Annotated in this window: 13 protein-coding genes and 1 tRNA gene; 5 read left to right on the top strand and 9 right to left on the bottom strand. The window is 56.2% G+C overall.

Going from position 1 to position 13,798, the window contains the following annotated elements; translation table 11 throughout:
• The first annotated feature begins 115 nt into the window (after positions 1-115).
• Together AC1Z3F_RS00365 and AC1Z3F_RS00360 are read left to right on the top strand one after the other, a co-directional pair.
• Entirely contained in the window at positions 116-406 is a 291-nt protein-coding gene (locus AC1Z3F_RS00365) for a WXG100 family type VII secretion target (RefSeq protein ID WP_131090334.1), read from the top strand.
• A 43-nt stretch (positions 407-449) separates the two neighbouring features.
• Complete coding sequence (locus AC1Z3F_RS00360) at positions 450-1,340, top strand: DUF4031 domain-containing protein (RefSeq protein ID WP_131090335.1); 891 nt, start codon at positions 450-452, stop codon at positions 1,338-1,340.
• A gap of 98 nt (positions 1,341-1,438) precedes the next feature.
• Here the strand turns inward: AC1Z3F_RS00360 and groL are convergent, their stop codons facing one another.
• The 3 genes from groL to AC1Z3F_RS00345 all read right to left on the bottom strand — a co-directional run bounded on the left by groL (position 1,439) and on the right by AC1Z3F_RS00345 (position 4,304).
• Positions 1,439-3,076: a chaperonin GroEL gene (gene groL, locus AC1Z3F_RS00355; RefSeq protein ID WP_131090336.1), complete on the bottom strand. Its 1,638-nt coding sequence runs from the start codon at positions 3,074-3,076 to the stop codon at positions 1,439-1,441.
• Between the two features lie 295 nt (positions 3,077-3,371).
• On the bottom strand, positions 3,372-3,971 hold the full coding sequence (locus tag AC1Z3F_RS00350) for a LytR C-terminal domain-containing protein (protein ID WP_483566285.1): 600 nt from the start codon (positions 3,969-3,971) through the stop codon (positions 3,372-3,374).
• 42 nt (positions 3,972-4,013) lie between these two features.
• Positions 4,014-4,304 carry a DUF3263 domain-containing protein gene (locus AC1Z3F_RS00345; RefSeq protein ID WP_131090338.1) on the bottom strand — a complete coding sequence of 97 codons (291 nt, stop codon included), beginning with the start codon at positions 4,302-4,304 and terminating at the stop codon, positions 4,014-4,016.
• A 255-nt stretch (positions 4,305-4,559) separates the two neighbouring features.
• Between AC1Z3F_RS00345 and AC1Z3F_RS00340 the strand changes: the two genes are divergently transcribed.
• Positions 4,560-5,234, top strand: a complete 675-nt coding sequence (locus tag AC1Z3F_RS00340; protein ID WP_262198411.1) for a uracil-DNA glycosylase — start codon at positions 4,560-4,562, stop codon at positions 5,232-5,234.
• On the opposite strand, the gene AC1Z3F_RS00335 is transcribed toward AC1Z3F_RS00340, so the two are convergent.
• A complete protein-coding gene (locus AC1Z3F_RS00335) occupies positions 5,231-6,901 on the bottom strand; it encodes a threonine/serine exporter family protein (protein ID WP_131090339.1) in 1,671 nt (556 codons plus the stop codon). The two genes, AC1Z3F_RS00340 and AC1Z3F_RS00335, sit on opposite strands and share 4 nt — an antisense overlap.
• A 201-nt stretch (positions 6,902-7,102) precedes the next feature.
• Between AC1Z3F_RS00335 and AC1Z3F_RS00330 the strand changes: the two genes are divergently transcribed.
• Positions 7,103-8,149, top strand: coding sequence for an LLM class flavin-dependent oxidoreductase (locus AC1Z3F_RS00330; protein ID WP_483566284.1), 1,047 nt, complete (start codon positions 7,103-7,105; stop codon positions 8,147-8,149).
• A gap of 64 nt (positions 8,150-8,213) precedes the next feature.
• Here AC1Z3F_RS00330 and AC1Z3F_RS00325 read toward each other — a convergent pair.
• Positions 8,214-8,287: transfer RNA gene (locus tag AC1Z3F_RS00325), tRNA-Val, on the bottom strand.
• Between the two features lie 354 nt (positions 8,288-8,641).
• On the opposite strand from AC1Z3F_RS00325, the gene AC1Z3F_RS00320 reads away from it, so the two are divergent.
• Entirely contained in the window at positions 8,642-9,268 is a 627-nt protein-coding gene (locus AC1Z3F_RS00320; RefSeq protein ID WP_483566283.1) for a GNAT family N-acetyltransferase, read from the top strand.
• Here AC1Z3F_RS00320 and AC1Z3F_RS00315 read toward each other — a convergent pair.
• The 4 genes from AC1Z3F_RS00315 to AC1Z3F_RS00300 all read right to left on the bottom strand — a co-directional run bounded on the left by AC1Z3F_RS00315 (position 9,162) and on the right by AC1Z3F_RS00300 (position 13,724).
• Complete coding sequence (locus AC1Z3F_RS00315; RefSeq protein ID WP_242632592.1) at positions 9,162-10,088, bottom strand: hypothetical protein; 927 nt, start codon at positions 10,086-10,088, stop codon at positions 9,162-9,164. The genes AC1Z3F_RS00320 and AC1Z3F_RS00315 overlap by 107 nt on opposite strands.
• Before the next feature lie 2 nt (positions 10,089-10,090).
• Positions 10,091-11,737 carry an HsdM family class I SAM-dependent methyltransferase gene (locus AC1Z3F_RS00310; RefSeq protein ID WP_131090388.1) on the bottom strand — a complete coding sequence of 549 codons (1,647 nt, stop codon included), beginning with the start codon at positions 11,735-11,737 and terminating at the stop codon, positions 10,091-10,093.
• 66 nt (positions 11,738-11,803) lie between these two features.
• Positions 11,804-12,754 (bottom strand): DUF808 domain-containing protein, encoded by a 951-nt coding sequence (locus AC1Z3F_RS00305; protein WP_131090343.1) that lies wholly within the window; start codon positions 12,752-12,754, stop codon positions 11,804-11,806.
• Between the two features lie 385 nt (positions 12,755-13,139).
• The gene (locus AC1Z3F_RS00300) at positions 13,140-13,724 is read right to left on the bottom strand and encodes a helicase associated domain-containing protein (RefSeq protein WP_483566282.1); all 585 of its coding nucleotides are present in this window, start codon (positions 13,722-13,724) and stop codon (positions 13,140-13,142) included.
• Positions 13,725-13,798 lie beyond the last annotated feature (74 nt).

Raw genomic sequence — 13,798 nt, 5'->3', positions numbered from 1 at the left:
CTTCAGGGCTAGGTTTATCCACATTCAGCACCGCTACCGCACAGCGCAGGCAGGATCCTTTCTAGTTTGGTTGCATCGACTAACCGACACAGCCATCAAGGAAAGGATGAATTCCATGAGCACGTTCTCCACCAATACCGGTGAGATGCAGGTCAAATCGCAGGCGGTCATGAACACCATTGATCGTTTACGTCATGAAGTTTCGACGATGCAAATGAATCTAGACCAACTACAGAGCACTTGGCAGGGTTCTGCTGCCGCATCATTCCAGTCCATCGTTGTTGAATGGCGTTCCACCCATGTGCAAATTGAAGAAGCGCTGAGCAGTATTGCTGCGGCCCTGAATCATGCGTCGATGCAGTACGAGGAAGTGGAGCAGGTCAACACCTCGCTGTTCCGCTACTAGCCCTGTGGCAACAACGCGGCTGGTTGATCAGTAGGCTTAGTCCATGAGTATTCTGATCGACCCGCCGCGTTGGCCTGCGCACGGTACGCTCTTTTCCCATTTGGTTTCGGATCGCTCCCTCAAAGAGCTCCACGAATTCGCCAAAGACCAAGAAATCTCTTCTAGGGCGTTCGACAAGGACCACTACGACGTTCCTCAGGAACGTTACGCGCAGTTGGTTCAGGCAGGCGCACAAGAGGTCAGCGGTGGCCAGCTAGTGCGCACCCTGGTCTCTTCAGGATTACGCATCCCAGCCAAGTATCGTCCAGAAAAACTCGATGGTATCTTGCTACGTCGCTGGGCTCACACCCTACCCACCGAACCGCGCATGGGTAAGGAACTACTGAAAATGTGGTCCCAAGCCCATCGCTACTATCACGACCGCGTTCATCTGCTCTCTGTGCTCGAAGCCATTGACCAGCTGGCTAAGGGCAAGGTGCACAGTGAAGAACTGATGCAACTGCAGTTGGCTGCGTGGTTCCACGATGCGGTCTACGACGGCACAAGCGAAGATGAATTTAAGTCTGCGGTGCTCGCCCGTGAACTCTTGGAGGGCATACTCTCATCCGCCTCGGTTGCCCGAATCAGCGAACTGGTGATGCTCACCGCTAGCCATGATCCTGCTGAGTCTAACGTCCTGGGACGGATTCTGTGCGACGCAGATCTAGAAGTTTTGGCCCGGCCCCAGCCGGCCTATGAACGCTATGCTCAGGCGATCTATCAAGAATATGCGCACCTGCCACAAAGCGTGCTGGCTGCCGGGCGCATCAAGATTCTCTCGGCCCTGGTGTCCAAGGCTTCAATCTACGGTACGCAAGACGGACGCGAACTTTGGGAATTAGCTGCTCGTGCCAACCTGAACCGGGAATTGAATTTGCTCCACACCTGGCTCTAGCACTTGTTTTGCGCTGGTTAAGAAACTGATGGCCTGGTACCTTGTGGGTACCAGGCCATCAGCTTAGTTAATGCGCTACATCTGCAGCAGGGGGCTTATTAGAAGCCGCCCATTCCGCCCATGCCACCCATGTCATCGCCACCAGCTGGGGCAGAGCCAGCAGGTGCTGGCTTCTCTGCAACAACAGCTTCGGTGGTGAGGAACAGGCCAGCGATAGAAGCAGCGTTCTGCAGTGCCGAACGGGTTACCTTCACTGGGTCGTTGACGCCAGCTTCAAGCAGGTTCACGTACTGACCGGTTGCAGCGTTCAGGCCGTGGCCAGCAGGCAGGCCCTTGACCTTGTCGGCGACAACGCCTGGCTCCATGCCAGCGTTCAGTGCAATCTGCTTCAGTGGAGCTTCGATGCCAACACGAACGATGTTCGCGCCGGTTGCTTCGTCGCCTTCCAGCTCAAGCTTGGCGAATGCAGCAGCACCAGCCTGAATCAATGCAACGCCACCACCGGCGACGATGCCTTCTTCAACGGCTGCCTTTGCGTTACGCACGGCGTCTTCGATGCGGTGCTTGCGCTCCTTGAGCTCAACCTCGGTTGCAGCGCCGGCCTTCAGCACAGCAACACCGCCGGAGAGCTTTGCGTGGCGCTCCTGCAGCTTCTCGCGGTCGTAGTCCGAGTCGGTGTTCTTGATCTCGGCTGCGATCTGAGCCTTGCGGCCTTCGATTGCGTCGGCTTCGCCGCCACCTTCAACAATGGTGGTCTCGTCCTTGGTGATAACGACCTTGCGGGCGGTACCTAGAACTTCGAGGCCTACGTTATCTAGGGACAGGCCGATTTCTTCGGAAACAACCTGGCCACCGGTAAGCAGTGCGATGTCGGTGAGCATTGCCTTGCGGCGGTCACCGAAGCCTGGAGCCTTAACAGCAACAGACTTGAACAGGCCACGGATCTTGTTCAAGATCAGGGTAGCCAGCGCTTCGCCTTCAACGTCTTCGGCGATGATCAGCAGCGACTTGTTCGACTGCATGACCTTCTCCAGCAGGGTCACCATGTCCTTAACCGAGGAGATCTTGGAGTTCACGATGAGGATGTATGGATCCTCAAGAACGGTCTCCTGGCGCTCGGTGTCGGTGACGAAGTAAGCCGAGATGTAGCCCTTGTCAAAGCGCATACCCTCTGCCAACTCCAGCTCCAGGCCGAAGGTGTTGGATTCTTCAACGGTGATAACGCCCTGCTCGCCGACCTTGTCGAGAGCTTCAGCGATCAGGCCACCGATTTCGGTGTCGCCTGCGGAGATCGAAGCGGTAGCAGCGATCTGCTCCTTGGACTCGATCTTCTTAGCAGCAGCAAACAGCTCAGCGGTGACGGCTTCTACAGCCTTGTCGATACCGCGGCGCAGTGCGATTGGGTCAGCGCCTGCAGCAACGTTGCGCAGACCTTCCTTGACCAGTGCCTGAGCAAGTACGGTTGCGGTGGTGGTACCGTCACCGGCAACATCGTCAGTCTTCTTGGCAACTTCCTTGACCAGCTCTGCGCCGATCTTCTCGTAAGGATCTTCGAGATCGATTTCCTTAGCGATGGACACACCGTCGTTGGTGATAGTAGGGGCGCCCCACTTCTTTTCCAATACGACGTTGCGGCCGCGTGGGCCGAGGGTTACCTTTACCGCGTCAGCGAGGGTGTTCAGTCCGCGCTCGAGTCCGCGGCGTGCTTCCTCGTCAAATGCAATCATCTTGGCCATAGTGGCTTTCGGTCCTTTCGGGACGATTTTGCGAAAATGCAACCGACAGACAGCGCCCGCGACGGACGAGTTCTCCGGTGCGGCATCTGGCCAGCGACCGTTTCAGCTCTCGCTATCTGAGGTATTCTCAGCACCCTGCCCGTACTTGGCTAGACCGCGGCTTCAAAATTCCAATAGGAACGCAAAAGCCGACCGGCGTTAGCAGTCGCAACGCAAGAGTGCTAATACAAATATTGGCACTCTCGCATGGCGAGTGCAAGCCGATCGGCTCTGAGCGAATTGAATTGTTACTGAATTATTTGTTCAGTTCCAGCGGGTCATCGGATCCGATGACCACAGTGACTCGATTAGGGACGTTCTCGGTCTGCAAAACATCGTCAATATTTAGGGCTTCGGCCGCTTTTTCTGCGGTGATCCGTTCGGCCTCTGACATGTAATAAACCGTCGAAGTCTCGGCAGGCTTGTTCCAGTTGTCGGTCACGATGTTGGTGAAGCCGGCTTCAGTCACGGCTTCTTTGCCAGCACTGGCTACCCCAGCAACACTGGCGGCGTTGTAAACACCGATGCGTTGATCAAACAGGACATCTGCGTCATCAATGGTGCTGGACTCAGAAGCGGATTCGCTGGAGCTTGGCTCCTGCGATTCATTTTCATCGGTGGGCGAAGTGCTTTCGCTTCCACCGGCTCCGGCGATGCTGTCCTTGAGTTGCGGAGCAAAGACAAAGGACGCAGCACCGATGATCAGCACGATCACGGCAGCCAACACTACCCACAGCAACTTGCCACCGGTCGACTTTGAGGTAGCAGACTGCGCCCATCCGTGTGCGTGGTGTGAACCCACACGGGTGTTGAACTCCGGTACGCGATCAAATTCGTCACGCGGGTAGTTGGTCATTCTTGTCCTTGCTCGAGGTCTAACTGGTCACGGCAGGCTGGGTTATCTCCCCGAGCCGACCTTACCGCCCACACGACGTTTTGTTGAACGTGTTCTGCGTAGTCGCTTTACCAGCATCGGGTCGTAGGCCATGGCCGCATCCGTTTCTATCAGCTGGTTCAGCAGCTGATAGTAGTTGGTTGGAGACATAGAAAACTGCTTGGTGATCGCTTGTTCCTTGGCTCCCGCATACTTCCACCACAACTTTTCCAAGCTCAGGATCTGTTGTGAACGCTCATCAAGTTCCGAGTCTGGATTCATTACAAAATCTGCCAATAACTCGTTCTCTGCCATGCGTTCTCACCTCGGTCCTCAGCTCAGTTTTTATGTGTCTCGGCCATGCTTGTACTCCACCGTTGGTAGACATACCACCGATATTCTAACCAATCAGCATGCCTATCGCCGTGTGGCCGGGCACAGGCACGCCAGAAAAACGGCACAATTGCACCTATGGATGAAATGCAACAAGCCCTTTTTGACGCTCCACTGCCCCCGCAGGCTGCGGTGTATGCCCCGGGTGATTTCCCCTTTTTCCACGGAGCTCAATCCATGTCAGATCAGGGTTTCATCGCCACTGATTGGGTAGTACCGCTATCGGCTACGGACAATATTCTTCGTGATCTAGCCATCAAATTGGCCGAACGCTCCGCTCAGGGCGAAGTGATCCTGCCCGAGCCTAAGGTGATGTTTCGCGCACTGGCATTGCCATTGGCCGAAGTCAAAGTCCTGATTATTGGCCAAGATCCGTACCCCACACCGGGGCACCCCAATGGTCTGGCCTTCGCAGCCAATAAGCCGGTCCGCCCATTACCCCGTTCGCTGGGCAACATCTATAAGGAACTTCAGGCTGATCTTGGTATCGCTCCGGTCGCTCATCCGGACCTAAGCGCCTGGCAGTCCCAGGGCGTACTGCTGCTAAATCAGGTCCTGTCAGTGTCCGCAGGCCAGGCCGGGGCGCACCAGAAATTCGGTTGGGCTCCGGTTATTGAGGCGATCTTGGCAGCCCTGAACGAACGAGCGAATCCTCCGGTGGCAATTCTGTGGGGCAACCACGCGCAGAAGCTCTCCCCGTCGCTATCCAACGTTCCCCAACTGCGTAGCGCCCATCCCTCACCGTTGTCCGCCTCGCGAGGATTCTTTGGCTCAAAACCGTTTTCAGAAACCAATCGGCTCCTATCCCTTCAGGGACAGAAGCCGATTAATTGGTCGTTGCCGGTAGCTTAGCGTCGACGGATTCGCCGACGCTCACGACGAGCGTTCGAAGTCAGTGGGCGACATAGCGTTTCGCCAAAGACGACGCCTCCGGCGATGGAAAGCATGATGGCCATGGCGTTGAACATTTCAACCAGGCCGGTGGACATGTCATCAACGTTGATCACGATGCCGTACATGGCACGGAAAATCATCAGACCTGGAAGCAGGAACATTACCGCTGGGGCCGCAAGAACTAGCTGCGGAGTACGCAGCTTGTCCGCGGCAAAACGTGCAGCAAAGCCGACCACCGTGGCCACGAGTGCTGGAACCGCACGATCTCCAAGCCCCATGCTCTCAGCCAACATCTGGACCAGATAACCGCCGATAGCAATACCGGCAGTCGGCAAAAGCAAACGCACAGCGCTCTGTTCAGAAATTGCACCGGCCACAATGGCCACCGCAACGAGCAGCAGCAATAACCAGGCCGGATACTCGGTGGTGACAATTTGGTGTACGTCAACCTCTTCGCCGCCGAGCAGATCCGAAACAACCAACGCCGCAGCAATTCCGCTAAGAATCGCGCCGTAGGTCAAACTTGCTGAGAACAATCGCCCTACAGCGGTCACCGGGAACCCATTGATGGCATCTTGCAGTGCCGAGACAAACCGTCCGGAAGGAAGCAAGAGCAGGATGCCTCCTGAGACCACGAGCGCGGGGTCCAACGGCGCATGAAGCTGATACCCGATCAACGCGATTCCGGTAATCACCATGGTTGAGGTTGCGATGGTGAAGAACTCCGGAACCCGCCAACGCGAGCCATAACGACCGATCTGGGTGACCACACTCGATGACACGATAGCCACCAACGCGCCAGCCCACGAGCCGCCGATAAAAAGCACAAATGCTGCCGCGAACAGCGCGCGTCCGCCAGCCACGATCCAGCGTGGGAACGGTTTTGGGCGACGGGTAATTTCCTTCAGCCTTTTGGCCGAGGCACTACGCGATACGCCGCCAGCAATGATGTCCGAGACCAGCTCGTGGACCAAGACCAAGCCTGCATAATTGGACGTATATGAACGTACTACGCGCAGCACCGAGTAACTTTCGGCGTCTGGTGGGCTGTAGTTCAGATGCAGCGACTGGTTGGTGATGTCAACGTCTAGGTGGCTCAGGCCCAGGGCAGCGGTGACCGCGATGATGCTGGTCTCCACTTCCAAGGCACCGGCACCATAACGAATCAGGGTCTCCCCGAGGTCCAGTGCAAACTCCATGGTGCGCCGAGAAGAGGCATCCTGCTGGTCGTTGACCTTTGGATTGGCATAGGGCGTACCCTGCAGGCGTTCAACAATGTTCAGCGCCTGAGTTGGAGGTGTGTCCGAAATCCACATTTTAGCCAGCAACCGACGTGCCACAGGGTTGGCACGGGTAGGCATCAAGGTAATGCCGTCGTCGGTAGTGTGCACCTGACCGGTGCGCCACTCAATATCTGAAGCGGCAGCTGCCGAAACGCTGGCACTAACCGCCGTATTTAGCGGTAGTTCAGAAGCGGTGGGCTGTTCTTCGATAGGCTCATCCGGGTGGAATCCCAGGTTGATTTCACTGGTGGATATCCGTGGCAACGCAGTCGCCGATGGCGCTGGATCATCACCCATCTGCCCTGACGGTACGCCGTGCTCTTCGTCAGATCGATGCGCCACTAATCTTGCCCCCTCAGCCTAAGATTTCCCATGCAATTTACGATACAACCGATGGGCAATAAGTTGTGCCGAACGGGCATAAATCACTAGGTAGCGCCGAACACATTTTGCACTGTTTTTTAGCTGCGGAATATCCCCGGTCGCGCGGTGGTTGAGAGACAATGAACTTAGATGTGTTTGCATGCAATTTGAAAGGTACTCATGAGCGACAACCTGCTCTTGCCGGAGATCGGCGTCGAAACTTTTGGTGACATTACTCAGGACGCCGAAGGCAACCTGCTCAGCCACGCACAGGTCATCCGCAATGTCATTGCTGAAGGACAAGCAGCTGAGGCCGCCAACCTAGACTTCTTCGGCGTTGGCGAACACCACCGTGACGACTACGCGGTTTCCTCACCAGAAATCGTCCTGGCCGCACTGGCCAGCACCACCGAACGGATCAAGATAGGAACCGCGGTGACCGTACTTTCCAGCGATGACCCGGTCAGAGTTTATGAACGTTTTGCCACCCTTGATGCCATTTCCAATTCACGCAGCGAGCTCATTGCCGGACGCGGTTCCTTTGTTGAATCCTTCCCACTGTTTGGGCTGAACCTCGACGACTACGAGAAGCTCTTCGAAGAGAAGCTGGATCTCATGGCCAAATTGCGCCACGGCAACCCAGTGGTTTGGCATGGCCAACATCGCGCCGCTCTGCGCAATACTCAGGTCTACCCACTGTTGGAAGATAAGCCTCTGACTACCTGGGTTGGTGTGGGTGGCTCTCCACAATCGGTGGTTCGAGCCGCACGCCATGGCCTACCGCTATTCTTGGCAATCATCGGTGGACAGCCTGCGGCATTTACCGGGCTGGTTGATCTGTACCATCGTGCGCTAAAGGAATACGGCCATAGCGAGCAACCAGTGGCGGCACATTTCCACGGACTTGTTGCCGACAGTGATGAAGAAGCACTTGAAACACTCTGGCCGCATTACCAGCGCACCATGAACCGCTTGGGCTCCGAGCGCGGATGGCCACCGGCAAGCAAGATGACCCTCCAGGCAGCGATGGGCCCACGTGGTGCCATGATGGCCGGAAGCGGAGAAACCGTGGCCGCAAAGATCGCCTCGGCAACAAAACTTCTGGGACTCTCGCGCGCAGACATTAAGTACTCCGCCGGCACCTTGCCGCATGAAACGATGATGCACAGCATCAAGCTCCTGGGCCAAGAAGTAAAACCACGGGTTCATGAATTACTGAGCGCCTAATCCCGGGCCTCGCCACCAACTGCTAGAACAGCAAAAAAGCCACCGTCACCGGTGGCTTTTCTCGTGGATCTTACTGGACTCGAACCAGCGACCTTTCGCGTGTGAGGCGAACGCTCTAACCAACTGAGCTAAAGATCCATATTGCGCTCTGACCACGGGGTCAAGCACCTCAACGATCTTAGCCTTTTCATACCCCTGCACCAAATCGCGCACCAACTCCGGGCGCCAATCACAAGCTACGAAGCACAGCAAAAACACTCATCAGATCGTTTCTTTTCTCTTCACCAAAAAAGTACCAAAAAGCACTTGTGAACGGCACAGTTCAGACCGCATAATTTTCCTAGCTCATCGAGCGCAAACTGGACCCTACAAGGAAGTTGCCGGAAGCCACCGGCATCGGTCCTATCAAGGCCAACGAATCGGCACAGCGGTTACTGACCGCTGAGCCAAAGCCTTCTTTTCGTTCGTTCTTTTCTTCTAGGACCACACCCAGTGTTTGAAAATCTGAACTTCTCTTTGTCACCGTTGCGCCTCGATTCGGCGCAACTCGCCGAGCTGGCACTGCTGTACCCGGTCATTGACCAGCGCTGGCAACAGAAATTTGATCGTCTGGAACTACTGGTTACCGTGCGCGATCAAGGCAACTTGATCGCTGCAGGGTTAGTTCACGACTCGATCCTGGCTCCCACCGAGGTCATGGACGCGGTAGAGCTCGGCTGTATGGCAGTGCGGCCCGAATACCGTCGCAGAGGAATTCGCCAGCATGTCACCAACCTGCGTCTTGAATTTGCGGTGCGTTCTGGGAAAACGCCCATCAGTGTCATCGATGCGCAGAACCCGGCTTCGTGGGCCTTTTATGAGCGTTCCGACTTATGGGAACGCGAGCGTAGTTTTGAGCAAGACGGCCGACTGAAATTCATCTACCGGGCAACGCAAGCTGCGCGCGGGTGGGTGGACTCTTTGCCTCAGGCCGCCGAGCGTGAGGCACGTATTCTCAGCTACACCCCGAGGCCTAGAACAGTGCGTCTTGTTGCTCATCCACCCATTCGTGCCCTGGCAGCGGAGCCACTTCACCCGCTCGGCGAGCGCGAGCTGCTTCATGCAGGTCGATGGGTGTAACTTTGAGTACCGCGTCCACCATGGCGTTCAGGAACTGTGGTGCTGCAATATCTTGGGGCACCGCCGGGTGCACACAACGAACTTCGGGGTCTTGTGCCTCATCGTCCCAGTCCACCAGCAACAAGCCGGTGGCGGTATACCCAAAGCCGTCGCCAAAGTCGCGCAGCTTTCGAATCATATCCACGGTTCGACGGAAAGCTGCCGGTTCACTTTCGAGGATGGTTGCCCGTTGCACAAAGAAGAACCCTACAGCCGCCAACGGATAACGGGCCCGTAGATTCGCAGCGTCACCATAGGCTTCCTCATACCGGTTAGATAGGTTCTTGCCGAAGGAGGAGGTCATGGCCTTGGTGCTCAGCAGCAGTTCCGGTCCGGTGGACCAATGGGTCATCACCACGTCGGTCTGCTTCATATAGGCGCGACCTAAAATTCTCGCGTCGGTACTTCCGGCTTTGCCGTTCATGATCGATTCGTGGACTTCATCGGCTAGGCGTTCAGGCAGCTTGCGAAGTAGGTCCAAGATATCGCTGGAGAGGACTCGTGGTGCTTCGGGCCGCGGCCAGACGAGGTCCGCGTCAAATCCGGCGCGACGTAATTCATGCGCCAACCAGGCGTCAACGCCTTGGGCGAAGCGGCCCGAACGGGTTACCGCTTTGGTCCGTACCGGAATGCTCAAAAGCTTTTCAAGTACGGCGTAGGACGGGTTGAATTCTTCGGTGACTGCCCCGTTATTCAACCACGGTGAATCTTTTGCCGCCGACATCAGCGTTGTATCAAACTCCGCAAATGCCAGGGTCTTTTCGACCGTCGGATTAGCCACGTTTATCCCTTCACCGCTTTGCTTCTTGCCTTGCGTCGCTCCAGCATGTGCTGCCTTGCGGCACGCAGCGCTTGAACTGCGTCCTTATCCAGCTCAAGCATGCTTCCTAGCACGATCTGGTCAACCAGGTCTGTTGCTTCTTGTTTGTGGCCTTGGGCCAGCAGCTGGCGAACCGTATCTTTGATGGATCGCAATTCGTGTGTGTGGGCCTGCACCATGGTGATTGAAGGAACCGGAAGCACGTCGGCTTCTCGCGGTTCAACCTTCAAAATGCCACCACCGTAGGAACGCCCGATGATTTCTGCACCCAACATGGTCAGTGTATTTAGCGATGCCAACGGCAAGAGCTCACGGCCCAACTCACGCACATCGGCGCCGAGGTATACGCCGTGGATTGAGTTGATGTGGTGCACTCCGGCTTGGTTGGTTGTCAGCCGTGGTGTATCAGCATTCATGTACGTCATGAACAGGTCAGGAACCGAAAGCACTGGAACCCGCCACCACGGCGAGCGCACCCGGCATTTGTAAGCTTGGTCCACCGCCTCCAATTCACCACTGGCGATAAAGCTTTCACCAGCGGTGCTCGGGTTAGCTGCCGGCCTAAAGAGATAGGTTGCCGAACCGTGTTCGCCCAAGCGCTGCCACATCGCCTCGTCAAGTTCTAGGCCACGTAAGTGCCTGGAACCTGGTGGGGAGATACGAATCAAATCCTGCTCAGCCAAACCTAGTTCTTGGACTCGTTCACGGCTCAGGGTAAACCATTTGTTATTGCCGGTTACCGCTCCCAGTGAGGTTTCGCCCCACGCCTTGAGCGTGGACAAATGCCCGTGGGCCAAAGCGGAGGAAAGGATTGATTGGGCTTCGATGCCCACCAATGAGCCGGTCCAGCGCTCCGCTTTTTGTACCGGGGCATGCTGGGTTCCGGCGCCCAACTGCGCCAGGTCTTCAGCGTTGCGGAATTGATGCAGGTTGAAGTGAGCTGTGGGTCCTTGCTGATACCCCTCGGCCAGCAGCAGCACTACTTCTTCTTGCGCGTCAGCAAAAAGGCGCTGCTCAAAAACCACCAAATGTACGTTGGCAAAACGTTCGAGCAACATCTGGCGCACCGACCCGGCATAGTTCACAAACATCAGCTCAGCAGGCAACACAAACGCCATCCGGCCACCCTGAGCCAAGAAGCTGGTTGCATGAACCACAAAGGCCGCCCAGATGCTGGCCAGTTCGTTCAGTTCCACTCCGGCTTCTTTGGCCGCAGCTCTGGAACGCTGGCGGTCTACTCCGCGGTGCAGTTGGTATCTGACGTACGGCGGGTTGCCGATCACCACGTCAAAGTCGCTGGTGCCAGCTAGCTCAAAAAAGTTCGCCTGTGCGATCTGGGCATTGATCCCCTGCGCCCCAAGACGTACCCGAGCCTGTTTAACGGTTGGTTCGTGCAGTTCATAACCTACGAGCTGCGCCGATGCCCCGGTACCGGCCAGTTCTTTGTGGGCCGTTTCAAGGAATTGCGCCTCGCCGCAGGAGGGCTCCAGAATTCTGGTCCCGTGGCCCTCTAGCGCCCAGTGCGCCATAAATGCAGCCAAAGGTTCCGGGGTGAAGTAGGCACCGCGCGCATGGCGGGCGGTGGCCTGTTCTTTTGCTTCTTTACTCAACACGCATTGATCTTTCCATGGCGGCCAGACAGTTTGGCTGGACGCAAATGACCGAGATTTCTAGCCCTAGTGGGCGGCTTCGGTCTTACCCTTGTTTTTAAGCTTTCCGAATCCCAGAACGATAACCGTGACGATGCTGCCCAAAATAAAGCCAGCCACGCAGCACAGCGCAGTATTAACGCACCAGCCAAGCACCGCACCGGCAGCACCGGTTGCATGATGCACCTGCTCTTCGAGGTGGTGCACAAAGCCGTAGGGCGCATGCAAGCCAAGCTCATCCATGCCAACAAGAATCAGGTGTCCACCGACCCAAAGCATCGCGACCACGCCGACCTTGCCCAGCACGGACATGACAATAGGCATCCCCTTGACCAGGCTGCGGCCGATTTTCTGGGTGAGCTTGCGAGACTTAGCAGCCATATGCAGGCCGATGTCATCCATCTTCACAATGAGCCCGACCGCTCCGTAGACCACCACGGTCATCAGCACGGCCACGGTGATCAGGATCAGTGCTCGGGTGAGGATTGGCTCGTGAGCTACTTCGTTCAGCGAGATCACCAAGATTTCGGCGGAGAGCACCAGGTCGGTGCGTACTGCCGAACTGATAATGCTTTTTTCATCGCGTTCTTTGCCTTCTTCGCCTGAACCGTGGTGCTTGATCCAGCCAAGGGCTTCAAGAAGTTTCTCTGCACCTTCGAATACGAGGTAGGTGCCGCCGAGCATCAGGATGGGGGTCAATGCCCACGGTGCAAAGTACGAAAGCAAAAGTGCGACAGGCAGAATGAACAGCAACTTGTTGCGGATGGAACCCACCGCAATTTTCCAGATGATGGGTAGCTCGCGTTTGGGAGACAGGCCTTCCACATACTGTGGGGTGACCGCCGCGTCATCAACCACCACACCCATGGCCTTGGTGCTGGCTTTTGCGGCGCCGAGCGCGATGTCATCCATGGACGCCGCAGTGACTTTCACCAACGCAGCTACGTCGTCCAACAGTGCTACAAGGCCTCCGGCCATTTTTGGCTCCTTCAAAAGCTGAGCGCTTGGCCCGTTGGCCCCGGCTCATGGATTGTGGTCTTGCAATAATTCTACCGGCGACAGCGATTTGCCTTCTGCAGGCTCGACGCGAGGAGCAGTGATAGCCCGATACAGAAAATCCTCGGAATCACCAGCAAATCTGCCGCCAATCCGAGGATCTAGTGGAGCCCCCTACCGGATTCGAACCGGTGACCTTCAGTAATGTGCCAAAACCGCGTGATCTTGCGGAAAAATGCATGTTTTCGCGTCCTAGGTTGCCTTTTACTTGCCGCTTAAAACCCACATTTTCCCGCACTTTCCCGGTGCGTCATTTCGAAAACGACGAGTAAAAGACAACCTGAGGAGTGATCACGCTTGATCAGCCTCATGAATGGCTTCGCCACCCAGGCAACGCGTCGTTGAGCGCAAGCTCACGCCATGAAAGCATTTTACCTTCGCTTCGAGCTTGATGCTGATTATGAAGCCACACCCCAAGCGTCCGTTCATCCTCGCTCTTGAAGCTCTTGTAGCGTGGAACCTCGCCGTGCTCCTCAACAAAGACCGTTACCTTCAGTAGCTTCTCTTTCCAGATGGCGTCAGCACGTTCTTGCTTCAAGTCACGATCCCACCCAGCTATCTGAGCTAGAAGTGCCAGCTTGATTTGAGGCAGTTCGCCAAGCCGTTTCGCCCGGCGTTGTGCCAAAAGCCATTGATGCAAGTCATCTTCGCCGGGGCTCGTACCGGTACCAGGCAAGCGTTCATGGGCCGCAACAAAACGAATCACAGACGTCAGCTGCGCTTTCCAAGCTGCCGTGGGTAATCCTGCGCCCCTGGCAGCAAGTGCTTCCTCATGCCGTGCACGAGTGCCTGGTTCATATTTTTCACGGGCACGAAAATGGGCATGCAAGGTGGCTGGGCCACGTTTGCAGTGCGCAGAGAGCTCTGCGACCGTCAAACCAGAAGCGTACATTAAGTCCCATTCGGGGTGCCGTGATACCGACCAGCTCGTCATGGAGAAATGCTATAACGATCTTGCTATTTGGT

This window comes from Glutamicibacter sp. MOO4, assembly GCF_056934395.1.
The sequence above is the reverse complement of the archived record's forward strand: the minus strand, read 5'-3'. Positions and strand labels throughout refer to the sequence as shown.

Bases quoted from the DNA above. Each gene is read 5' to 3' on its own strand.
- AC1Z3F_RS00365 (WP_131090334.1), top strand. From the start codon at position 116: ATGAGCACGTTCTCCACCAATACCGGTGAGATGCAGGTCAAATCGCAG.
- AC1Z3F_RS00300 (WP_483566282.1), bottom strand. From the start codon at position 13,724: ATGTACGCTTCTGGTTTGACGGTCGCAGAGCTCTCTGCGCACTGCAAA.
- AC1Z3F_RS00340 (WP_262198411.1), top strand. From the start codon at position 4,560: ATGTCAGATCAGGGTTTCATCGCCACTGATTGGGTAGTACCGCTATCG.
- AC1Z3F_RS00350 (WP_483566285.1), bottom strand. From the start codon at position 3,971: ATGACCAACTACCCGCGTGACGAATTTGATCGCGTACCGGAGTTCAAC.
- groL (WP_131090336.1), bottom strand. From the start codon at position 3,076: ATGGCCAAGATGATTGCATTTGACGAGGAAGCACGCCGCGGACTCGAG.
- AC1Z3F_RS00305 (WP_131090343.1), bottom strand. From the start codon at position 12,754: ATGGCCGGAGGCCTTGTAGCACTGTTGGACGACGTAGCTGCGTTGGTG.
- AC1Z3F_RS00330 (WP_483566284.1), top strand. From the start codon at position 7,103: ATGAGCGACAACCTGCTCTTGCCGGAGATCGGCGTCGAAACTTTTGGT.
- AC1Z3F_RS00345 (WP_131090338.1), bottom strand. From the start codon at position 4,304: ATGGCAGAGAACGAGTTATTGGCAGATTTTGTAATGAATCCAGACTCG.
- AC1Z3F_RS00360 (WP_131090335.1), top strand. From the start codon at position 450: ATGAGTATTCTGATCGACCCGCCGCGTTGGCCTGCGCACGGTACGCTC.